Source organism: Brevundimonas sp. GW456-12-10-14-LB3 (genome assembly GCF_059424365.1).
In genome coordinates this window covers 26,130-46,755 of sequence record NZ_JBWKZJ010000004.1, presented here as the reverse complement: position 1 = coordinate 46,755, position 20,626 = coordinate 26,130, and the positions used below count along the sequence as shown (strand labels likewise).

The window sequence follows — 20,626 nt, the reverse complement described above, 5'->3', positions numbered from 1 at the left end:
GAGCCTAGCGTCGCTCCTCTGAATTCAAGGGGCCTTTTCGAATGGCGCGCATCCTCCTGGCCGAAGACGACAGTTCGCTGCGCGGGTTCCTGACCCGCGCCCTGGAGCGGGCGGGCCATCAGGTCATCGACTGCGAAAACGGCGACGACGCCATCGACGCCCTGGAGCACGGCCCCTACGACCTGCTGCTGACCGACATCGTCATGCCCGGCGCCGACGGGATCGAGGTGGCCCGCGTCGCCGCCGCCCGCCAGCCCGGCCTGCGCATCATGTTCATCACCGGCTTCGCCGCCGTCGCCCTGACCGCCGCCCAGGCCTCGCCCCAGGCCAAGGTCCTGTCCAAACCCGTCCATCTGCGCGACCTGGTCAATGAGGTCGAACGGATGGTGGCGGCCTGAGCGTTGAAATCGCTACGGTTTTCCAGAAATCTCGTTGCGGCGGTCAAAGCCGCTTGATGCGGGCCGGTCGTGCCGCTATACGACCGCCCTTCCCGCTCTCGAACCGATCGAGAGCCGCCACGGCGGACGCGTAGCTCAGCGGGAGAGCACTACGTTGACATCGTAGGGGTCACAGGTTCAATCCCTGTCGCGTCCACCACTCTTTTCAATGAGTTAGCTCGATCGGCCGCACGATCGCTTACCACTTACTTACCAAGTAAGCCGGACTCTGCACGGCGGCTCGCCTTCTAAGTAAGGGGCGCTGCAATCGCGACAGAGGACGAGCGCTGATGGATACGATTCTCGCGAACGCTGTCGGCTCGATCCAGATTGGCATCGAAGATTATCTGAAGAGCGACGAACGCCGGATCCTTTCGGCCGTTCGGAATATCCAGGCCGGCATTCTCCTGCTGGCTAAGGAGCAGCTACGGCGGCTGTCGCCGACCGGTTCGAACGAAGTGCTTCTGCGAAAGAAGATCGTCGCGAAGGCCACCGGTGCGGGCGTGCAGTTTATCGGAGATGGCAAAAAGACGCTCGACGAACATGAGCTCCTTGTCCGGTTCTCTGACTTGGGGATCGTCGTGAACTGGCAGCCCCTGAGAGAGCTGACCCGCCGACGCAACGAGCTGGAGCATTACCGGACGGACGCGTCGGTCGAGACCCATCGAGAGCTCGTTGCAGGCTCTGCCGTGATCATTCGCGACCTGGTGCAAAACGTTTTGGGTGAAAATCCTCAAGATCTTCTCGGGGTCGATTGCTGGTCCGTGATGCTGGAGACGGAAGCAGTCTACGAAGCCGAGCTGCTGCGGTGCCGCGAAACTCTGAACGCAATCGCATGGCGCTCGCCCACAATGGCGTCCGCTGTCGATCAGATCGAGTGCAACGCCTGTCATTCCAAGCTGATCGAGCAGAGGGTGTTCGAGAACACCGACCAAATGGCTGCTGAGTTTCGCTGCGTCACGTGTTCCAATACGCCAGACGTCTCGCAGGTTATCGAGGGAGCCTTGCAGCAGGCGTTGTTCGCGGATCTCTATCTGGCCGCCACGGAGGGTGGTGAACCCCCGCTTTGGCAGTGCTTGGACTGCGATGCCGACGCCACGGTGATCGACGAGGGTTTCTGCGCGGTGTGCGGGTCTGGGCTCCCTGTGGAAACTTGCGCGGTATGCCACAAGGACCTGACTCGCGACGAAATCGCGGTGAACTCGGCGCTCTGCAGCTACCATCTTTATCAACTGGAGAAGGACGACTGACCGCGGTCAGCGACTCTCCTCCGCCCGAAGTCATGTGAGGACCTGTGGCAAAGAAACCCGCGAAGCCGCGCAGGGCCTCGAAGCGCCGGCTGTGGTCCGACTACGAAGATGTTTCCCGATACGTCCTGGAGCAGCTTCGAGGTCGCTTAGGGTTGGCGGCGGTCGAGCCCAAGCAGACGCTCACTGGTTTGAACAGCGGGACGGACTGGGAAGTGGACGCCAAGTGCATTCGAGATGGAGATGCCGCCGTCCTGATCGTGGAGTGCCGACGGTATAAGAGCCGGCTGACTCAGGAAGCTCTGGCGGCTATCGCCTACCGGATACGGGACACACGATCGGCCGGCGGCTTCACCATCAGTCCTATGAAGCTGCAGAAGGGTGCGAAAAAAGTCGCAGACGCAAACAGCGTCCGACACATTCAGCTCCATCCAGACAGCACGCCGGCTGCCTGGTTCGCGTTGATCGATGACGTGTTTCACGTCGGGTTCGTAGATGAGGTGAAGGTTGGCACCTTCGACACCATGGAGCTGACGGTCCGTGGGCCGGATGGACAGGTTATCGAGCGGCAGACCTACCCTTAATGCTGACAGAACCGTGTCAGGGGGGCCACGGCAGATCGCTCTCCCATGGGAGACTTTTGGCGCGACCGAGATCGAAATCCGGATCGTTGGGCAGGTCATCCGAGAGCTGGACGCGTTGAAGGTCAAGTCCGGCCGACCCGGTCGGCTGGCACGCGACATCAGCGGCCAGATCCGGACCCTACTCGGACAGCCTGATCGTTCCGACGTCATCAAGACCACCACGCCTTATGTGGTGCGTCGACTCCGGCTGGGCACCAACGAAGTGCCGGGCAAAATGCGCGACGGCATAAATCTCGATCACGGCGACAAGGTCATATTGAATCAGCATTTATGGCTCGTCGGTTGCTGCGTCCATAGACTGGCGATCCGCCTCGAGAACCCGAGCCGCCGCAGACCGCTGACCAGCCCGCCCCTCATGTTTAGATCACCGCGCCGCAGGGCTTGGGGAGCCAGAGGCGGCAGGCCCTTCCGCCTATGTGCGAGTGGGCTCAGGTCGAAGCAGCAGACGGCCTTTCTCTGCGTCTTGCGTTCCTGGAGCCATCACGCAACCTTTTGCGCATGCGCTTTGTGACCCGTCCGCCTCCTAGCGTCTTGCACACGGTCATCCGGGAGCTGTGGCTGCTGGAAGATGACGGCGCCATGAGCGCAGGACTTCCCAAGCCGTATGTTGAATTGGTCGTAAGCCTGAGCGGCGTTCACTGGTGGCGGGCCGCTCCGGACGCCGTTGAGCATCGCTATGCCGAAAGCTGGCTGACACCGGTCCAGGACGGCCCTCGATACGCCAGGGCGGACGGACCGAGACGGCTTATGGGGGCCCGTCTGGAGCCCTGGTTGGCTTCGGCCCTCTTTGGCCCCCTACCGCCGGGCGACGGCCGCCCCCCACCATGTTTGGATCTCTTGATCGGCGACGATGCAGCGGCTTTGCGCAGCACATTGATGGCCGCCCCGGATGAGCCGGCGGCCTTCGAACACTTCGCCTCATGGCTGGAAACGCATGTGTCGACAAAGGCCGCGGCCATTTCGTTTTGTGTAGACACGCTGTCGGCACGGACAACGCGGCGCAGGTATGCGCGCGAGATGGGGATATCTCCAAAGCGCTGGCAGCTTTTGCATCGGTTGGACGGCCTCCTGCGGGATCCGGATCTATGGGCCAAGACCAAGCCGTTGGCCCTCCTCGCCCAAGAGCATGGATTTGCCGATCAGGCCCACATGAGCCGCGAAATGAAGCGGCTGACCGGTGCGTCACCCGGCGGCCTGCGCCGTCGGGATCATCGGGGCCCCCCTCATCTTGTTCGGCAGGACTGACCGAATTGTTCAAGACCCTCTGCCGGCCGCTCGTTAGCCAAAAAGCAGGAGGACCTCATGGCCATCTTGCGCAAGGTTTTGTCTGTCGGCGGCGGCGTGATTGTCGCGGGCGCTGTGATCGCGGGCGTGGAGGCTGTAGGCCACGCTCAGTTTGAGGGGGAAGGCGCTTTCGGCGCGGCGGTTGTTGGCTACGGCCTGGGCGCGGCGACCGGGGCTTTCACGGCCGCGCGGATCGCCGACCGCCTATGTTCGATCATCGTCACCGGCCTTTTGGCGATTCTGGCGACGATCAACCTCTTCGCCTTCCCCCACCCGTTGTGGTTTGCGCCGGCCGCCGCGATCGCTCTTCTGATCGGCTGGGTCGTCGGCTCGCGGGCGGCTGACATGGGTCGCGGCGTCGGCGACAGGGCGTCATGACCGCGTTCGCGCCGGTCTATGAAGCCTTGAGGGCGATGATGATCGCGGCCGCTCCCAAGGCGGTCATCGCCTCGGATTTGCCGGGCGATCTTGTCCTCCACACGACCGACATTGATCCCAAGACCGGCAAGCCGGTGTGGTTTGGAGCGGTGTCGATCAAGCGGACCTACGTGGCCTATCACCTGTTTCCGCTCTACTCGACGCCCCAACTCGGCCACGACCTGTCGACGGAACTCTCGCGGCGACGCCAAGGCAAATCCTGCTTCAACTTCACGAAGGAAGAGCCTGTGCTGTTCGCGGAACTCGACCGCCTGACACGCAAGGCTGCTGATCCTCTCGGGTAGGGAAAATCAGGGTTGGGGCATCTAGGCTCTGCGTATGACCACCACCGACGGCCGAGGCCGCCCCGCTCACGCTGACATTCTGACACTCGCTGAGTGGCGGGTAGCAGAAGACGTGCGGCACGGAATGACCAACCGCGTCATCGCCGAACGCCAGGGTGTCAGCGTGAATGCCGTGAAGTTCCACGTTGCGAACGTCCTCTCCAAGCTCGGCATGTCCAGTCGCGCCGAGCTGCGCCGCTGGGACGGCGTTCGCAGGGATAGCCCCCTTGGCCAGACCGCCTCTTCAAATTCGACGCCGACGAGCCTTTCCGACATTGGCCAGATCGCCCGCAGCGTCGGCTCCATCGATGTCGCAACCGCGTGGTATCGGGACGTTCTGGGCCTGTCTCATCTTTACAGCTTCGGCAAGCTGGCGTTCTTCGCCTGCGGGCCCCTTCGTCTGATGCTGAGTGAAGGCGACGGGGTAGCGGAATCGATCATTTACTTCCGCGTCACCGACATTCGCTCTGTGCACCGGGCTCTCTGCGCGCGCGGGATCGTCTTTCGTTCTGCGCCCCACCGCGTGCATCGACACGAAGATGGATCGGAGGAGTGGATGGCCTTCTTCGACGATCCCGACGGCCGACCGCTTGGCCTGATGTCCCTTGTTCCCTTTCCCGAAGCCCATGCAGAGGATGACCTGACATGACCTATCGGTCGCTGCTGACCGCCCTTTCGACCTGCATCGTGGTCGCCATAACGCCCTGCGCATCGGCGACCGCTCAACAGGCTGCTTCCTCTGTTGAGCTGGCAGGCCACAAGGTTCACCAGCTGGCTCTCACCACAACCGACCTCGAAAGAGCAGTCCGGTTTTACCGTGACACACTGGGGCTTCCGTTTCTGTTTGAGAGCAACGGAATGGCGTTCTTTGATGTCGCCGGTGTGCGCCTGATGCTGGCGCTTGATCCGGCGCGAACCGACGCTCCGCCGACCTCGATCGTTTACTTCGATGCACCGAACTTCAACACGACCCACGCGCGGTTGGTAGGGACTGGCGTGGAACTGGAAGGGCCGATCGAGACCGTGCAGAGCACACGTGAGGGCGATCTGCGCATCCAGCAATTCCGCGATCCCGACGGCAATGTCTTGGCGATCATGGGGCTCGTAAGACGCGGCTGAAGTCTGCGCGTATCCGGCCCTAACGCTCAATGCTGCCCTTCGCTCAGCCCGGGCCGCGGCCCACACGATGGATTCGGACGGGCGGGTTGGTAACGTGCGGCATGACCCGTGTGATCGCCGCCATTTTCCCGCGTGCCTATCCTCCTGTCCTTGTCGGTTGGGCGGGCGCTGTTCTCATAGTGACCAGCCTGTATTTCCTCGTCTTCGTGGTGACCGAGCACCACATTCTCAAGGGCGACGCACTGGTCTGGGCGGCCTGTAACGGCTTTCCTCATGTTCTCCTCGCTGTCCCTCTGGTAGACAGGGTCGGCCCCAAACTCGGCAGGTTGCGACTCTGGGGAGCGGTCGCCTTGGGCGTATCGGCCGCGCTGGTCTACGCCGCCCTGGCCTACAGCGCGACGATCTTCCTTTTGGCGCTCACCAGCAGGATCGAGGCCGACGGCTTATGGGTGGAGTTCTTCCAAGGGCAGGCTGTCGTCTGGCAGAGCTTCCAGGCGCTGGCCTATGCCGCGCTGGCTCTGACGGTTGGCCTGCTATTGGAGGCTCGCCGGGATGTCGCCATGTTGCGATCAGTCAAACCGTCCGAACCCGTGGCTCGCAACTGGCTCGTTCGGACGTCGGACGGCATCGTCCCGATCGACCCCAGAGAGCTGATCCGGATCGAGGCTGACGGCGACTACGTCAGGATCATCCTTCCTCAGCGCACCCTGATGTCCCGCATCGAGCTTGGCGAATGCGCCCGCCGACTCGCCGGCCTGCCGTTTATGCGGATCCATCGCTCCCATATGGTGAATAGCGACGCGATCGTGCGCGCGGAGCCCGCCGGCAACGGCAGGTTGCTCATCCAGCTTCGAAATGGCGATCAGGTCACGACTAGCCGAGAGGGCGCCCGTCTGGTCCGCGAGGCGAGCCTTTAGCGGGCCCGACGTCTGTCGGTTCATCCCCCACGGTGTCCGCTCGTCGCATTTTTCCGCTGTCCAAAGCAAAACGCGTCAAGTCGCCGGAGTCTCTCGCCTCGGAGCCTATCATGAAAGCGCTACTTCCCCTGTCTCTCTCGCTGACCCTTGTCTGGGCAAGCGTTTCGCCTGCCCATTCGCAATCCGATCCGGCGGTCGTGTCCTCTACTCGGATCACGATGCGCGATGCCTATGCGATCGGCGAGGTTCCTGAGCTGCGGGTCGAAGGGTTGACGCCGGGAGAGACAGTTGGGTTCCACCTGCTGCGGCAGATGACGCGTTGGGTGTCCGACGGATCCGGTGGATGGCGTCCCGAGCCGACGCTGATGCATGGCTGGGCCACTTATGTGGTCGATGAAACCGGCATAGTGACGACAGCGTCCGCAGCGCCTCAACAGGGAACCAGCCTGGTCGTAGGACCCAGAACCCTCTTCTGGTCGGCGCGCCGGAGCGATGATCCGGCGGTCGCGGAACAGGCCTTCGCCAGACAGGACGTGTCGCTCCAAACAGATACGATCCTCGCGTTGCGTGTGACACGGGGCCGGGAAGTCATCGCCGAGCATCGGTTCGGGATCGACCGCTTCCGCGCCTCGATGACCCGCGTCGACGTTGTTTCCCCCGATCTGGTTGGAGTCTTCGCCGCTCCGGCGGGCGCTGAGGCCCGACCCACGGTGATCCTGCTTCACGGAAGCGAGGGAGGTAACCTCACCAAGGCCCGTGCCGAGGCGCAGCGATATGCCGAGGCGGGGTTTGCGGCTTTCGCCCTGGCCTATTTTGCCTGGCCTTACGAGGCCGAGGGTTTGCCGCTGCCCCCTGGCCACCACAACATTCCGATCGAGTTGCTGGATCGAGCGCGCCAGTGGCTGTCTGCGCGGCCTGAGGCGGATGTCCAGCGGATCGCGCTCGTCGGCAATAGCAAGGGCGGTGAATTCGCGATGATCGGCGCTGCTACGTATCCGTGGGTGCGGGCTGCGGTCGGTTGCGTTCCCAGTGACGTGGTCTGGGAAGGGTATGGCGATGCCTTCTCATCTGGCGACGATCGATCCGTTCCCGCTCCCGGAACATTTTCGAGCTGGTCCCTCAATGGGCGCCCGCTGGCCTACATTCCAACCTATGCGGACAGGCGGGACGGATTCATCGACAATACAGATCGCTATGATCGAGCGCGCGCGGAGTTCGCTCGCGAGGCCCGCGCCGCCCGGATCCCGATTGAACGCACCGGTGCATCGCTCTTCCTGATTGGAGGGGACCGCGATCGGACCTGGAGCAGCGGATCGATGGTCCGTAGTCTAGCCAACGCCATGGACGCCGCCGGGCGCGGCGCACAGGTCGAGACCTACATAAGCCCTGCAGGCGGCCATTTCCTTTGCGGCGACGGCCTTTATCCCCACCGCCTTTGGCAGGTCGATGATCCCTCCGCCTTTGCCCCGATCCTTGACGAGCAAGGTCGGGCGGAAGCTGAAGCTTGGGTGGCGAAGGTCGATTTTCTCAGGCGATCCCTCGGCGAAGATAGCCGTTGACCGGCGCCTGTTCGGCAGCTGTCCGGACATCACCGAGGGAACTTGATCAGACCTCAACCCATCATCGGGCCTGCAATAGCGTGCGTGATTTGCTCGGGTCTCCATGAGAACGAGAAACGCAGTGGGGCCGCTGTGCGCCAGAAGCATTCCGTCTGTGGCTCTAATGCGGACAGGCCTGTGCCGATGGGCGTGGTTGGATGCATCTGCACGTTCTAGGGCTCATCCCGGGGCCCCCGTGCACGGTCCTCGGCAGTCCCACCCGTCCTGACCGTTCGAAGGTCCGCCCCACGTGGCGACATCACAGCCGCCTGCCCCGAGGTAAGGGCCGGTGCAATCGTCCTTAACGGGTCGGCATCCGCTGTGAAGCTGACCAGAAACTAGCCAGAAATGGATGTGATTAGATGAAATCAATCGGTATCAGATGGCACGCTGCGCCGAAAAACATGAGTGTTTTCAGCGATATTGGGCGGGGAGTCCTTTCGTGACTGTGTGGCGTCCCTCAGCCGATGGGCGCCTCAAGGTCATCATGGGTTTGTCAGACGCCGACGCGCCCCAATAGTCCATCGGTTGCGGTCGCGCACATTTCACATCCGACGGGCCCGACAGAAACCCGACACTCGGGTGCGCGGTCTTGTCAGATGGAAACATCAATGTTGGCTCGCTTGGAGCGAAAGCAAACGCGCTGTTAGGGCGCCGGAGGTACAACGATGAAATTACTCGCCCAGGGGTCCAAGCTTTGGGGACCGGCGGTTGGCCGCTCTGTGGTTAGGAGCGATGGCCTCCGCGGCCGTGGCGCAGGTGCGCGACGTGCCCAACGCGGCCATCATGGAGGTGATCGGCGACTACGAGCGTGGGATGCGAGACGCCGATGCTGCCGCGCTGGAGCGGGCGTTTGCACCGCGCGGCCAGTATGTGTTCCGCCGCCGTGTGGACGGAACTCCCACGATCGGCGTTCAGGCGTTCGAAGAACTGACGAGCGCCTGGGCGTCAGAACCGGACGCCGCGGCTTGGATCGAGGTGCACGAGATCAGCTTGAACGGTCCTGACTCCGCTTTCGCCCGGGTCACCCTCCACTTCGACGGAACGGCCTACCGCGACCAGCTGAATCTCTACCGTTTGGGAACAGAGTGGCGGATCGTCGCCAAGGTATCCGAGGTGATACCTTGAAAGCCGCTTGTAGTTAGCCGCCCGGAGAATCGGCCTTTCAATCGTCCTGCCGGACCAGAGCGGTCTATTCACCGCATGTTCTGCGGCGAATAGACCGACCATTCACCGCAAACGAGGCCTCGGGATTGCGATGCAGGACCGAGCCAGATGCTAGAAGCCAACACACCTCTCTCGCCCGCGGGCGTTAGTGATGCGCGCTTCCGAGGGAAGGGCCCGCCATGCGAAGGAAACTCTCCACCAAGCCGGGGATTTCGGTCGCCAGTATGGGCCCCTCCACCCAAACGATCGCGTTCTCGCGGCCATTCACCGGCCACAGATCGGCGGACTTCTGCAGCGGCTGATCATCGAGCTTTAGGTCGAAAATCAGGCCGCTGATCACGAAGCGCCAAAACCGCAATCCTTCGATCCGCCAGGGCGTAGGCAGGATGCCGATATTCAAAGGTCTGAAGGCGCCGTCTAGGATTTGATGCTGGGTCACTATCAGCTCAGGTTCCCAGCCGAAATCCGCCTCAAAAAGCCGACGTTCGAGTCGGGTCCGCACCGGACCCAGGAAATCCTCTCCGGTATCCCGCATCATAACAGCCGCTTTGCGCCACACGCATGCACACGCAAACGTCACCAGCAAATCTGGGCGGCTCAGCGAAATCTCTCGAAAGGCCGCATTGGTGGCTGACGCCGCCGCGGCCACATGTTCCCGGCAGAAGCGGATGGCATAGCGGTCTGCTTCGCCCAGAGCCGCTTCATGCTGACTGCACAAGATGCGGTCATCCCAATCTCCGGATTGCACCGTTCGTCGGCCCGGACCATCCTTACGCTGACCAAGGATGGGGTCTCCACGCTTCATGTCGTGGAAAAGGGCCCGGGGGAGAATGTGGGCCTTCACTGTCCGGCTTTCGCCGCAGACCATGCACCCCACGCAATCCCCCCGTTCAACGGTCGGGCCGCTCCCCGCCGCCCTCCTGCGCGTCGCCCGCACTGCTGAAAGTCTCGAGATCTTTCAAAAAGCGGGTGAGGTGACGCAACTTCAGCAGGTCACCTTCGTCGGGACCATCCGGGTCGAAATGCATGACCTCGTTGCGGATCTTCGCCGCGTCCCGCAGATACTGACAAAACGTCGCCCGGTCGACTGTCAGGCGGGACTTGGTCCAGCGGCCAGGCTCTTCGAGAAGCCTTACATATTCGCCAAACGTCAGATCATCGACCCTTGTGATCGCCCTGCCCTGGTCGGCCGGCGCGCGCGCCGCAGCCAGTTCCGAAACGTCGAAGCGCCGCGCGATCATGCCTCTCAACAGGTTTTCGATTTCGCTCAAAAGGATAAAGGGCTCGGAAATCGTACGGAACTGAACGCTTAGATCGTTGGCGGTGATAAGCCCGGAGATTTGACGGTCATCACCCCGCACAAGCACATACTCGTGCGCCAGCACGAGGGGGATCGCTTCGAACAACGAGCGATTGGAGCGAATCTCGTGCGACGGCTCGATGACCTCTCTCGCCGCCAGTGTCTGAGGCCGCGGCCCATCCTGAGATAGCGCGAGGTGCGCGCCGATAGACCGCCAGCTGACGACGCCGACCACGTCACGCGAGTTCGGCATGACGGGAACCTGCGAGAAGTCGTTCGCCATCATGATGGTGATGGCCTCGATGAGAGGCGCATCTGGCTTCACCGACACAATCCCTTGAGTGGCGGACGCCAGCTTGCTGATCCGGTAGGTCGGATCACCCCGCACCAAATCAGCCGCCTCGCTGCTTTCGTCGAAGGCGGCGCTATCCTCCGAGGCCGTGGAGTCGGCGCTTTCGGGCTGTTCCGCAGACGAAGCCTCCCGATCCGGCTCACCCACGATGTAGATGCTTTCGTCGAGCCATACCGTTTCGAAATCGGGCTGGGTAATCAGGCCGGCCTCTTCCAGATCGTCCCGGATTTCCTCAACCACGTAGCGTCCGCGACGCTTAGCCCCGTAGGCGTCCAGGAGCTCACGAGGCGTCAATATGACGTAGCGGCCCTGGGAGACTTGCTCAGCCGCATCCGCCAGCAATTTGTTCATACGCTTTCACCCCGTCTGAGGCCCTTTCCGGTGGAAGCGCTGCTAGATCGCGAGCGGCCGGACATGGTGGTCTCTCACCCACTGACGCCAGGCCTCGACGTCATAATCGGCTGCGGCCAGCAAGCTGACGGTCCCGTCTACAGCCAGCTCCAGAAGTTCGGCGTCTTCCTGGATCGCCTGGTCGATGTTCCAGAGCCGGCGGGTTCGCTCCGCGACGCGAACCGCGTGGGCAACCTCGAGCGGTTGCCTCTGATGAGCCTGTCCGGGTTCCAGCAGCCTGCGTGGGCCAGGGGTGATCTTGTAGGCGATCGCCAGCATGTCAGGGCTGTCGGCGAAGACCCTGTAGGCATAGGCGCTCTTCAGCTCGACGTTGGCGGGATGGTTGGGCTGCTCGTGCAGTAGCTGCAGGAGATACTTCGACAAACCAATCGTGAAGAGCTTGAGAAAGCGCTCGTCGCGAGCCGACCAGAGTTCGGTCATCTCCGCTACATAGGTGTTACGGGTGAGCCCCAGAGTTTCGACGATGGCGCCGATGAACTCCTCCGACTGCTGGGTGTTGGACCGGATCGCCGCCTGAAAATCTCCCATGGGATCGCCGAGGTCCGCCGGGGTTGCTCTGGTGGTTATCCAGAGCAACCAGGGTTCGTCGCGCTTCGCCTGGTGTGCGAGCAGCACTTTGAGCGCGTGGTAGGTCGTTACCTGGCGCCCTTTGGGGGTGAACGCCAGGTGGTCGCAGCCATCGATGTTGACGATGTCGAACGCGGCTTGGGACTTCAGCTTTTCCGCTGTGTGAGACCCAGGAACCGCGATGTCCTCGAGCCGGTCGGGATGGACCATTATGTTGTCGGTGATCACATCGGCCTGACGCAGGGCGGCCTCGGTCTTGAAGCGCTTGGCGCTCTGCGGGCTGTCGGCGTCTGAGCCGCTGCTGTCGAAGCCGAAGTACTCGATTTTATGCCCGGCGGGAGCGCAGACGGTCGCCAGCGCCCGAACATCCAGCATATCCGGACCGGGGAGGGTGAAGTAGCGCAGCGTCCGGGGTTGCTCCACGTGGTCTCTCAAGTAGACCTCGACCTGACTCACCCACTGCTTCTGACGCACCACCTGCTTGACCGGGTGATGCCAGGGCGCAAATCCAGCCGCGTCGGCGGGCATGGGTTCAGGAACAGTCGCCAGGTCCTCGCCGAACACGGCGATGAGATCTTCGTCCTCTGGCGCGGCTGCCGCAGCTTCGGCCGGATGCGCGTTGTTTACAGGAGCGTCGGTCATCAGCGGCGCTCCAGGAAGATCTGGAGAATTTCGTCGATCAGGCTCTGCTGCTCGTCGTAGTTCAGCGCCTCCAGCAGGCCGTAGGCCGTGAGGACCTGAACAAGGGCGCTGGCGCGAACCTCCCGCGCTGCCCGTTCTGCTCCGGGGGCGTTGTGAATGGAGGTCAGCTTGCGGCGGTCGAACGCTGAACCGCCTGCGCGGCGGTGTACTTCGATTTCTTGTGCGCTGTCTGTGAATGCGATGTCGGGCGGCGGCTCGCTGCCTTGCCGGAACTGCCAGACATCTTGGGCGAACTGGAGGATGGCGTCCTGAGTGGCGGCTTGATCGGTCGCTTGCCGCTCTTCCCGCAGCCGCGCTGTCAACTCCTTTTGCCGGTTCGTCACCTGGCGAAGCGCCCGGTGCAGCCACGTCGAAACCAGCTGGAAATGTGGGTGAGCGAAGTTGAACGACTCGCGATCGATATTGAGCGCTGCATCGAGCCCGTGTTTGACGAACAACTCCGATGTAATCTGTCTCAGGCGCTGGGTCTCAAGGACGGGGTAGCTGAAGAAGGAGCGGTCGAAGAGCGCTCCCGAAGCCCCGCGAATGCGGACCAAAACGCCGTTGTTTTCCTTAGGGATAATCCGGCCGTTCCAGAACAGGTAGCCCTCGAGCTCCAGCGCGCCTCCGCTTTGGCCCGGCGCCACGCGGGACAGGTCGGGCGCATAGCGGCCGACCATCAGGATCGAGCTCTGAAGCCCGCGCTCCGTGCTCTGATGGAACTTGAAGCTGACGGGCCGCCGCAGTTCGATGCCATCAATAAGCACCCGGAATTCGCCCGCCGGATGATCAAGACCGTCGGTGAGCTTGGGCTGGCCCGTGACGTTGCGCGCCACGGCTTGCCGGACGGTCTGACCGGGCGCCAGGGGGACCTCGATCGCGCTGTCCCTCGCCGCATTGCTGAGCCAATAGAGCCGGATGCGGTCCTTCGCGGTCAGGTCAAATGGATGTCCATCCACGTATGGGACCGGCGCCGCGAGGCCGAGCGACCAGACCATCTGCAAGTAGTAGTCGAAGGTGTTTTCAAGATCGGGCCGGTAGAGATGGCTGAACTGGTCCTCGATGCCCTTCAACATCGCGCGCATTCGGTCGGACGCTGGCGCAGCTTCACTCCAGGGAAACTGGGGCTTGCGGGTCAGCTGCACCGTGTTTTCCGCGGAGTTCAATCCGCCGCTGATCCATCCCGAATGGAAGCGCGGCGCGGTGATGTTGAGCTGGCGGGCCTCTTCCCAGTCCCCTCGCTGCTCTGCCTCCTCGCGATTTTCGACTGCCCGCCAGCGCTCTGCATCACGCAGGATGTCGCGGACCGCAGGTTTGAGGTCATCCAGGAGGATGTCGGTCCCGTGGGCAGCAAGATCACTTGTTCCCTCGCGCGTTATCGTGACCGTTCCGCTCAAGGTGACATCGTCGCTGTCGTCCTGGTCAGGCTCTTCCAGCTGGCGGAGCTGAATCTCTGCGATAAGACGGTAAGGCCGGTCGGCCATCTTGGTGACGATGCGGAAGCGCCGCGCGAGCTGGCTGACCGAGAACAGCCCGATGCCTATTTTTCCGATTATTGGGCGCCCGCCCTTGGTCTTGCTCGGATCGGCAGCGTCGGTGATACCAAGCTCGGCGCCCTCAGACTGCCGTTTGGCACTGCCGCCGATAGACTTGACCAGACGCGACAGCGTCTGGTGGGACATCCCCTGCCCATCGTCACGCACATAGATCCGGCTGAAGCGCGGGGCGTCAGTCAGGATGGTGACTGTGTTGGCGTCAGCATCCCAAGCATTCGAAATCAGTTCTCGCAGCGCGGAGGCTGGCTCGCGGTAAATCCCGTCCGTGACACGCGCTATGACGCGATCGCTCGCCTGCAGCTTCGTCTGGACGGGCTGCCCCTCATTGTCGGCGGAGGCCAGAAAGCTCTCGAGCTCTGACCGGCTGTCGGCATATGCTGTGTCTGACAATCCCGCCCCCGTGTATCTTGCGACGACCCCATAGTCTCTCAGGTCCCCTCACCTTCGGTCCCGGCATCGTCTATTCTTCGATGGCGGCGCGAGAGGTTTTCGTCAACTCCCCCTCCGGTTGTCCGCGCAGCGGCTTGAGAAAGTCTTGGATGATGCGTGAAAGCTTGGACGGGTCGGTCGTCTCGCATTCCCAGATGACGAGTGATCTCCATCCCGCCTGTGCGAGAGCGGCCTGAGCCGACGCATCCCTCGCGATGTTCCGGTCGAGCTTTTCGGACCAGTAACCGGTGTTGGACTTCGGGCGGCGGCCGTCGGCGCATTGCTGGGCGTCGTGCTGATGCCAGAAGCACCCGTGGACGAAGATCACCGCCTTGCGGGCCGGGAAGACCAGATCGGGTTTGCCCGGGAGGTTTTTCCGGTGAAGTCTGAAGCGGAAGCCGAGCGCGTGCGCCGCCCGGCGCACAATCATCTCAGGCTTTGTGTCTTTGCTGCGGATGCGCGCCATGTTTGCGCTGCGCCTGGCGGGGGTGAGTTTGTCAGCCATAGGATTGGCTAAACGCATGACAGGCGTGAGAGCGCCGTGTTAAGCGGCCGCCGCTGAGGTCCCTTCGTCTATCGGTTAGGACGTCAGGTTTTCAACCTGAAAAGAGGGGTTCGATTCCCCTAGGGACTGCCAGCCTCACTGGAGTTTCAGCCGGCCGGCGAAGGAACATCGAAGCCGGAGCGCCGTGCCAGGCTGGCTTCGCCATCGTCGCGTATTCTTCGGGAAATAAACTCACTGGGGCCAGTCGCCGGCAGGCCCAAAGCGCGGATCAGTTCCTGATTATAGTTGCCCGACAGCACTAGAATGCCCTCCTTCGCCAAGTCGCCCCGGGTGCCGGACTTTCCGTTTCCGTCCTTCCGGATGCGCCGCATGAAGTCCTTTTGCGGGGCGGCCGCCTCCTCAATCACGCGGCGGATGATCGGCCGTTCCTGGACTTCTCTGAAAAGCGCCTTCACCCGGTCGTTGCCGGTACGTCCAGATGAGATCGCCTCGATCGAAGCCGCTGATACGGATCGCCAGAAGTTCGCCGGATAAGGGAATCCGTTGAGCAGCCATTTGACGTGCCGGAAGCCTTCCGGGGTCAAAGTGCGCTTGCGGTCTTGGTTGGTCCCGAGCGACAGATACTCGGGCCGGGCCACAAACAGGCCCATGTAGCAAAGTGCCTTCCTCTCGTCCGCGGCCATGAGAATGCAAACATGTCCGAGGGCTTCACCGGGGATCATCCAGTTGCCGCCCATGGTGTGTTTGACGTCAACATCTTCCCCGAGCAGCAGGAGGTCCAGCTTACGGCGCGGAACTCCCAGCAGCGCCCGCAGGCCGATCTCGATCCGGGTGCCGATGTAAGTCTTCTCGGTCTTCTCCAGCTCGGCGTACGAACGCCGCCCAGTCTTGGCGGTCTGCATCACATCGTCGATGCAGTCGCGGAACAGCATGGGGATGTCTCGTTGGACACCCTTCAGGCCCCCGAGACGCCGGACGATCTCCGTTTCCAGCTTCAACAGCCGGTCATGGTCGTCATGGCCGTGGGCTACGGCGCTGTCCGGTATGCTTACGCGCATGAGGTCCTCCGATTCGCGACACTAACCGGTAAGCAGAGGCCGTCGTACCCGTCTTGCACACCATCGCGAGTAGCAGAGAACAGTATGCCGACGCTTACAAGGGAAGCTCTCTACGACCGGGTCTGGGCTGAACCCGTCCGGACTGTCGCAGCCAGCTTCGGGGTTTCAGACGTCTGGATTAAGAAGTGCTGCGTGCGGGCACATGTGCCGGTGCCTGAGCGGGGATACTGGGCGAAACTGAAGGCCGGAAAACCGGTGGTGAAGGCAGCGCTTCCGCTTCGCGGGCCGGGCATGCCGGACGCCGTGGACATCGGAAGCACCCCCGGAAGGGCGTGGCGGTACGACCCTGCCGCTGAGCTCGCCGAAGCTGATCCCCCGGCTCCGGTCTTTATAGAACCCTTGGATGACGTCCGTGCGCGAACAGCAAAGCGGCTGGGCAGGGTGGCGAGGTGCAGGGATCTGTCAGCTCCCGTGCCGCCCATACGGAAGCTGCTTCAGGCGGACGATAAGCTCAGGGCGAAACAGCGCGAAGTCTCTTGGATGGCGTCCTGGTATGAGCCCCGCTTCGTGTCAGGGTTCGAGCAGCGGCGGCTTCGCCTCCTCAACGCGATCGGCGGCGGGCTGGCCAAAATCGGCGGCCGTTTAGAAGTTTGCGACAAGGCGGGGCGTGATCTGCGCGCCGTGATTGGTGAGCAGAACTTGACGTTTACGCTCGACCACCCCGGTGCGAGGCCGAACCGGCACGGTGAGCACGAACCACGTAAGGATGCGTCCGGGCCACTGCGGCTGGAGCTGAAACCGCGATGGCCCGCCGAAGGTGCAAACGGTGCCTGGAATGACGGCGACGCAAGAAAGCTCGAGGATCAACTCACGGAGATCGTGCTCGCGATGGTCGTGGCGGGCGAGGCCGAATTCCGCTCCAGCTGCGTCTCATGGCATGAGTATCTGCTCAAGCGCCGACGGGAGAACGAGATTGAGGTGGCGCGGCGGCGAGTGGAAGCAGAGCAGCGAGAGCGGGAACGGCTGGCGGAGGAGGCGAAGGCCCGCCGCGAGCGCCTGTTTGCTCAAGGCGCTGCCTGGAGAAGCGCGCAGGACATACGAAGCATGGTCGCTGCGCTTCCAGAGGATGGGCATGGCCCCGAGCTGAGAGAGTGGAAAAGGTGGGCTCTCGCAGAAGCGGATGCCTTGGATCCTGTCTGCAATGGGGAGCTTCTGGCGCCCTGGTCTTGGGGCGACGGTTCGGCGGCAGGATCCGGCTCGCTCGAGGCCAAATCCGATCAAGCCATCGCAGCTGAATGATGAGCTCCGTTCTCCGGATCGCGGTGGCGGCAATGGTGATGGGCGCCTGTTCCTCGCCCAGCCACTCCGGCCTTTCAGGCCGTGCGTCGGTCATCGACGGCGATACGCTCGAGATACACGGCCAGCGCGTCCGGCTGTGGGGGATAGATGCTCCGGAGGCGTCCCAGAGCTGCGAAGCCGGAGGGGCCTCATACCGGTGTGGCGTTGATGCAGCCCGCGCCCTTGACCGGTGGCTCAAAGGGCGCCCGGTAAACTGCAACCCGCTGGATCGAGATCGCTATCAGCGCATCGTGGCTCGTTGCTCTGTGGATCGCACCGACATTGGCGCGTGGCTGGTGACGGAAGGACTTGCCGTCCGCTACGTCAGATACGCCGGTACAGCCTATCGCAAGGAGGAGGACGCGGCACGGGCGGCGCGCCGCGGCGTGTGGCAGGGCGAGTTCGAAGCGCCTTGGGATTGGCGCCGCGAGCGGGGGCGCTAAGCCGTCATCTTGTAGACGGCGGGTTGCTCGATCGCGATCCGGATCTGGTTCGCGACCGCTTCGGCCACCGGCGGGGGGAAGGCGTTGCCGACCTGTCGGTAGGCGGCGGTCTTGCGCCCATGGAAGAGCCACTCGTCCCCGAAGCCTTGGATGCGGGCAGCCATGCGCACCGTGAGGCGCGGGTTGCCAGTGAAGTCGGGGTCCGGCGCCTCATCCGCCAAGCTCAGGCCGTTGACCCCTAACTCCGCCCACGCGCGCTTTGCCCGGGTTGGTCCCAAGTCCGGACCACCGTGCTTCTTGGACCCGCCCACCAGGGTTGGAGCGATCGTGTTCGCGCGGTCAGCCCAGTCACGCGCCAGGCGCCAGCCCCGTGCCGCCATCAAGTCCACCAGCGTCTCGCCCACCGTCTTGGTCGGAATTGAAGCAGGCACCGGCCAGGAGAAGTTATCCTTCAAGTCATTGCGGAGAGCGACAATCGCCACCCGGGGCCGAAGTTGCGGCACACCGTAATCCGAGGCGTGCAGAAGCTTCCAGTCAGCCTCATAACCGAGCTTCTTCAGCTTCGCCTTGATGAGGTTGCGGTAGTCGGCGAACACCGGGTCCAGAAAGCCCCGGACGTTCTCGATCATAATCGCCTTCGGCCGGGTCTCGTCGACCAGACGCAGCGCCGCGGGGAAGAGATTGCGCTCATCCTTGTCGCCCAGCTGTTTGCCAGCGACCGAAAAGGGAGGGCATGGAAGTCCGCCAGCGAGCAGATCGATTCCGCGATAAGCGCGGCCGTCAAAAGTATTCAAGTCTTGCTCGTGCACCTTCCAGGCGGGGCGGTTGAGGCGCAGGGTCTGGCAGCAGTCGGCGTCGATTTCGACGACACCCTCATGGCCGAACCCGGCAAGCTCCAGTCCACGCGCTTGTCCGCCCGCGCCGGCGCAGAGTTCCAGAGAGGTGAACGAGGAAGCCGTCAAGGCGCTGTCCCTAAGCAATGCAGGCAAGGACTGATTCGTCCGGTGCGCCTGCTTAAAATGTAACGTGGGCCACAGGCCGTGTCGCCGGGTTGTTGCTGTGGCGGCCCCGACACTGTGGATGCAGGCCACATCGGTCCGGAGTCCGAGCCTGTGTTAGAGCTGCGGAGCGTTGGAATTAAGGAATGCTGAGCGCGCCTGGCGGACGCTTCAGGAGAATTCCAAAGGCGGGGAACTCGAAACGGCGCTCCGGTTCGGCCTGAACCTTATTCGAGCGCAAGGCGCCGTAGAACAACAGCGCGCCCGACCCGGGATCGGGGTGGTCGAACAGGGCCAGACTGGCCACGTCTTGCGGCGGCACTTCGAACAGGACGGGGTGGTCGACCGCCAGGTGAGTGGCGGACCGTCCGACAATCCTCACAGGATGCCGCGGCCAGCCGCCCTCGACCTCCACAAAATTGTAACCGTCCGCATCCGGCGCTTGGGAGAGAAGGGCGGCGTACATCAGCGGCGGGACGGGCGCTCCTTCCCGGAGCGGCATCGCGCACGCCATTTCGCAGGTGAAGGGTCCGCGAAAATGGGGCAGCGCCCCGGGCGGAGTCTTCTGCTTGGGCGGAGCGCGCCAGGATTGAGGGTGGGGAACGGTCATGACGGTATCTGGGAGCTTGGGGTGAAGCGGGTCAGTGGGTGGTGAAGTTCTCTGCCGAGATCCAATCCGCGACGCGCAACAGCGCCGCCGCGGTGACCTCGACGTCAGCCTCGTTGGCCGTGGACATGGCGAGCTCGCGCAGAGCCAGCTGGCGGGCTTGAAGATCCGGCGACTTCATGAGCGCCAGCAGGGCGGCCGCACGGATGTCTTCCCCGTAGACCGCGTCGTAGTCGACGTGGGTCACGGCGCCGTCCGGCTGAGTCACCAGGTCGAACTCGTCGTCGAGATGGTCGCGGTAGGCACCGCTGATCAGGCACGAGCTGACCACGTCGATCGCCACATCCTCGGCGTCGGCCGAGGGGCCTCCCACATCCAGGTTGATCAGGATCGTCATTCCGGCCCAGAGGCGGAAATCAAGATCGGGATGTTCGGCGATCGCCTTGATCAGGCGGACCATCTTCGGGCTGCAGCGATAGGGGGACGGCAGGAAGCCATTGCCGGCGCCCTTGGCCGGATTGGAGGGAGAAGAGAGCTTAGCCATCAGCGCCCCACCTTCATGTCGCCTTCGACCGCCTTCGCGCGGGGCTGAGCTGCAAGTGGGATGCCCAGCTGATCGATGCCTAGCCCGCCGCAACGGGCGCGGGCGACTTGGGCCAAAAGGTCGTCAAGGGGGTCTTCACCATCTCCAATCAGCCGGACCGCCGCAGCTTCCAACACCACAACGCGGGCTTCGGGATCTTCCAGGAGCGCGATCTCGCGGGCGAGCTCCACATACCCGTGGCCGAGCCAATCCGTTTCAGCGACCAAAAGGTCGATGACTTCGCCGACCTCGTTGCGGACGCGCGGGACTCCCAGGCCGCGTGCGAAGTCTTGCTCGTCGGTCGGATGATCGTAGTCCAGCACGCCGCGCTCGACGGCGATCCACAGGCCGTCGAGATCGCTCTGAAGGGAGATGTCGCAGATGAGGCCGACGGCCATTCCAAAGCGGGCAGACGCGTCAGGGTGTTCGGCGATGGTGCGCACCGAGTGCGCGAGATTCTGGATAATGCCGGAAGACATTCATGGTCCTTTCGTGGGGCGTCGATCAGACGAGCAGGCGTTGTAGAAGTCGCGGACTCGAGTGAGGCGGCGCGAGGCTGAGTGAGACGGCTTGAGACAGGCGGGCGTTTTCGTTGTTGGTAACTCCTTGTTTTTACTCAACTCG

At 63.0% G+C, this 20,626-nt stretch carries 24 protein-coding genes and 2 tRNA genes; 15 read left to right on the top strand and 11 right to left on the bottom strand.

All coding sequences use genetic code 11. From position 1 onward, the window contains the following. Positions 1 to 41 precede the first annotated feature (41 nt). The 4 genes from cpdR to AC07XS_RS02980 all read left to right on the top strand — a co-directional run bounded on the left by cpdR (position 42) and on the right by AC07XS_RS02980 (position 2,268). Positions 42 to 398: a cell cycle two-component system response regulator CpdR gene (cpdR, locus tag AC07XS_RS02995; RefSeq protein ID WP_054764657.1), complete on the top strand. Its 357-nt coding sequence runs from the start codon at positions 42 to 44 to the stop codon at positions 396 to 398. Positions 399 to 522: 124 nt separating this feature from the next. Beyond that, positions 523 to 597 (top strand) — tRNA-Val (locus AC07XS_RS02990). A 130-nt stretch (positions 598 to 727) separates the two neighbouring features. Continuing rightward, positions 728 to 1,687: a hypothetical protein gene (locus tag AC07XS_RS02985; protein WP_182713422.1), complete on the top strand. Its 960-nt coding sequence runs from the start codon at positions 728 to 730 to the stop codon at positions 1,685 to 1,687. Between the two features lie 44 nt (positions 1,688 to 1,731). Then, the gene (locus AC07XS_RS02980) at positions 1,732 to 2,268 is read left to right on the top strand and encodes a restriction endonuclease (protein ID WP_182713423.1); all 537 of its coding nucleotides are present in this window, start codon (positions 1,732 to 1,734) and stop codon (positions 2,266 to 2,268) included. 178 nt (positions 2,269 to 2,446) lie between these two features. Here AC07XS_RS02980 and AC07XS_RS02975 read toward each other — a convergent pair whose 3' ends face one another. Next, positions 2,447 to 2,596 (bottom strand): hypothetical protein, encoded by a 150-nt coding sequence (locus tag AC07XS_RS02975; protein WP_182713424.1) that lies wholly within the window; start codon positions 2,594 to 2,596, stop codon positions 2,447 to 2,449. Between the two features lie 146 nt (positions 2,597 to 2,742). Here AC07XS_RS02975 and AC07XS_RS02970 point away from each other — a divergent pair, with 146 nt between their 5' ends. The 8 genes from AC07XS_RS02970 (at position 2,743) to AC07XS_RS02935 (ending at position 9,135) form a co-directional block, all read left to right on the top strand. After that, positions 2,743 to 3,573, top strand: coding sequence for a helix-turn-helix domain-containing protein (locus AC07XS_RS02970; protein WP_182713425.1), 831 nt, complete (start codon positions 2,743 to 2,745; stop codon positions 3,571 to 3,573). Between the two features lie 57 nt (positions 3,574 to 3,630). After that, positions 3,631 to 3,990, top strand: coding sequence for a hypothetical protein (locus AC07XS_RS02965; RefSeq protein ID WP_182713426.1), 360 nt, complete (start codon positions 3,631 to 3,633; stop codon positions 3,988 to 3,990). After that, a complete protein-coding gene (locus AC07XS_RS02960; RefSeq protein ID WP_182713427.1) occupies positions 3,987 to 4,334 on the top strand; it encodes a hypothetical protein in 348 nt (115 codons plus the stop codon). Before AC07XS_RS02965 ends, AC07XS_RS02960 begins: the two co-directional genes overlap by 4 nt. Positions 4,335 to 4,368: 34 nt before the next feature. Next, positions 4,369 to 5,022: a LuxR C-terminal-related transcriptional regulator gene (locus AC07XS_RS02955; RefSeq protein ID WP_182713428.1), complete on the top strand. Its 654-nt coding sequence runs from the start codon at positions 4,369 to 4,371 to the stop codon at positions 5,020 to 5,022. Next, positions 5,019 to 5,492 carry a VOC family protein gene (locus AC07XS_RS02950; RefSeq protein WP_182713429.1) on the top strand — a complete coding sequence of 158 codons (474 nt, stop codon included), beginning with the start codon at positions 5,019 to 5,021 and terminating at the stop codon, positions 5,490 to 5,492. Before AC07XS_RS02955 ends, AC07XS_RS02950 begins: the two co-directional genes overlap by 4 nt. 101 nt (positions 5,493 to 5,593) lie before the next feature. After that, positions 5,594 to 6,409: a LytTR family DNA-binding domain-containing protein gene (locus AC07XS_RS02945; protein ID WP_182713430.1), complete on the top strand. Its 816-nt coding sequence runs from the start codon at positions 5,594 to 5,596 to the stop codon at positions 6,407 to 6,409. A 110-nt stretch (positions 6,410 to 6,519) separates the two neighbouring features. Beyond that, entirely contained in the window at positions 6,520 to 7,968 is a 1,449-nt protein-coding gene (locus AC07XS_RS02940; RefSeq protein ID WP_182713431.1) for an acyl-CoA thioester hydrolase/BAAT C-terminal domain-containing protein, read from the top strand. Between the two features lie 774 nt (positions 7,969 to 8,742). Beyond that, positions 8,743 to 9,135, top strand: coding sequence for a nuclear transport factor 2 family protein (locus AC07XS_RS02935; protein WP_182713432.1), 393 nt, complete (start codon positions 8,743 to 8,745; stop codon positions 9,133 to 9,135). Between the two features lie 184 nt (positions 9,136 to 9,319). On the opposite strand, the gene AC07XS_RS02930 is transcribed toward AC07XS_RS02935, so the two are convergent. The 5 genes from AC07XS_RS02930 to AC07XS_RS02910 form a co-directional block, all read right to left on the bottom strand. Beyond that, positions 9,320 to 10,018 (bottom strand): hypothetical protein, encoded by a 699-nt coding sequence (locus AC07XS_RS02930; protein ID WP_182713433.1) that lies wholly within the window; start codon positions 10,016 to 10,018, stop codon positions 9,320 to 9,322. Between the two features lie 46 nt (positions 10,019 to 10,064). After that, the gene (locus tag AC07XS_RS02925) at positions 10,065 to 11,177 is read right to left on the bottom strand and encodes a CBS domain-containing anti-phage protein (protein ID WP_182713434.1); all 1,113 of its coding nucleotides are present in this window, start codon (positions 11,175 to 11,177) and stop codon (positions 10,065 to 10,067) included. 42 nt (positions 11,178 to 11,219) lie between these two features. Continuing rightward, positions 11,220 to 12,446: a PP_RS20740 family protein gene (locus AC07XS_RS02920; RefSeq protein ID WP_182713435.1), complete on the bottom strand. Its 1,227-nt coding sequence runs from the start codon at positions 12,444 to 12,446 to the stop codon at positions 11,220 to 11,222. After that, positions 12,446 to 14,431 carry an ATP-binding protein gene (locus AC07XS_RS02915; RefSeq protein ID WP_182713436.1) on the bottom strand — a complete coding sequence of 662 codons (1,986 nt, stop codon included), beginning with the start codon at positions 14,429 to 14,431 and terminating at the stop codon, positions 12,446 to 12,448. The genes AC07XS_RS02920 and AC07XS_RS02915 overlap by 1 nt, the downstream gene beginning before the upstream one ends. A gap of 70 nt (positions 14,432 to 14,501) precedes the next feature. Beyond that, complete coding sequence (locus AC07XS_RS02910; protein ID WP_182713437.1) at positions 14,502 to 14,975, bottom strand: DNA mismatch endonuclease Vsr; 474 nt, start codon at positions 14,973 to 14,975, stop codon at positions 14,502 to 14,504. A gap of 57 nt (positions 14,976 to 15,032) precedes the next feature. On the opposite strand from AC07XS_RS02910, the gene AC07XS_RS02905 reads away from it, so the two are divergent. Next, a tRNA-Glu gene (locus AC07XS_RS02905) sits at positions 15,033 to 15,107 on the top strand. A 14-nt stretch (positions 15,108 to 15,121) separates the two neighbouring features. On the opposite strand, the gene AC07XS_RS02900 is transcribed toward AC07XS_RS02905, so the two are convergent. Further along, complete coding sequence (locus AC07XS_RS02900) at positions 15,122 to 16,033, bottom strand: NaeI family type II restriction endonuclease (RefSeq protein WP_182713438.1); 912 nt, start codon at positions 16,031 to 16,033, stop codon at positions 15,122 to 15,124. Between the two features lie 540 nt (positions 16,034 to 16,573). Here AC07XS_RS02900 and AC07XS_RS02895 point away from each other — a divergent pair. Further along, a complete protein-coding gene (locus tag AC07XS_RS02895) occupies positions 16,574 to 17,332 on the top strand; it encodes a hypothetical protein (RefSeq protein WP_182713439.1) in 759 nt (252 codons plus the stop codon). Then, positions 17,329 to 17,814, top strand: coding sequence for a thermonuclease family protein (locus tag AC07XS_RS02890; RefSeq protein WP_494732649.1), 486 nt, complete (start codon positions 17,329 to 17,331; stop codon positions 17,812 to 17,814). The genes AC07XS_RS02895 and AC07XS_RS02890 overlap by 4 nt, the downstream gene beginning before the upstream one ends. On the opposite strand, the gene AC07XS_RS02885 is transcribed toward AC07XS_RS02890, so the two are convergent. The 4 genes from AC07XS_RS02885 to AC07XS_RS02870 all read right to left on the bottom strand — a co-directional run bounded on the left by AC07XS_RS02885 (position 17,811) and on the right by AC07XS_RS02870 (position 20,481). After that, positions 17,811 to 18,776 (bottom strand): DNA cytosine methyltransferase, encoded by a 966-nt coding sequence (locus AC07XS_RS02885; RefSeq protein WP_182713440.1) that lies wholly within the window; start codon positions 18,774 to 18,776, stop codon positions 17,811 to 17,813. The two genes, AC07XS_RS02890 and AC07XS_RS02885, sit on opposite strands and share 4 nt — an antisense overlap. 175 nt (positions 18,777 to 18,951) lie before the next feature. After that, a complete protein-coding gene (locus AC07XS_RS02880; RefSeq protein ID WP_182713441.1) occupies positions 18,952 to 19,314 on the bottom strand; it encodes a hypothetical protein in 363 nt (120 codons plus the stop codon). Between the two features lie 139 nt (positions 19,315 to 19,453). Then, a complete protein-coding gene (locus AC07XS_RS02875; RefSeq protein ID WP_182713442.1) occupies positions 19,454 to 19,879 on the bottom strand; it encodes a hypothetical protein in 426 nt (141 codons plus the stop codon). 83 nt (positions 19,880 to 19,962) lie between these two features. Beyond that, positions 19,963 to 20,481 carry a hypothetical protein gene (locus tag AC07XS_RS02870; protein ID WP_182713443.1) on the bottom strand — a complete coding sequence of 173 codons (519 nt, stop codon included), beginning with the start codon at positions 20,479 to 20,481 and terminating at the stop codon, positions 19,963 to 19,965. Positions 20,482 to 20,626: the final 145 nt, after the last annotated feature.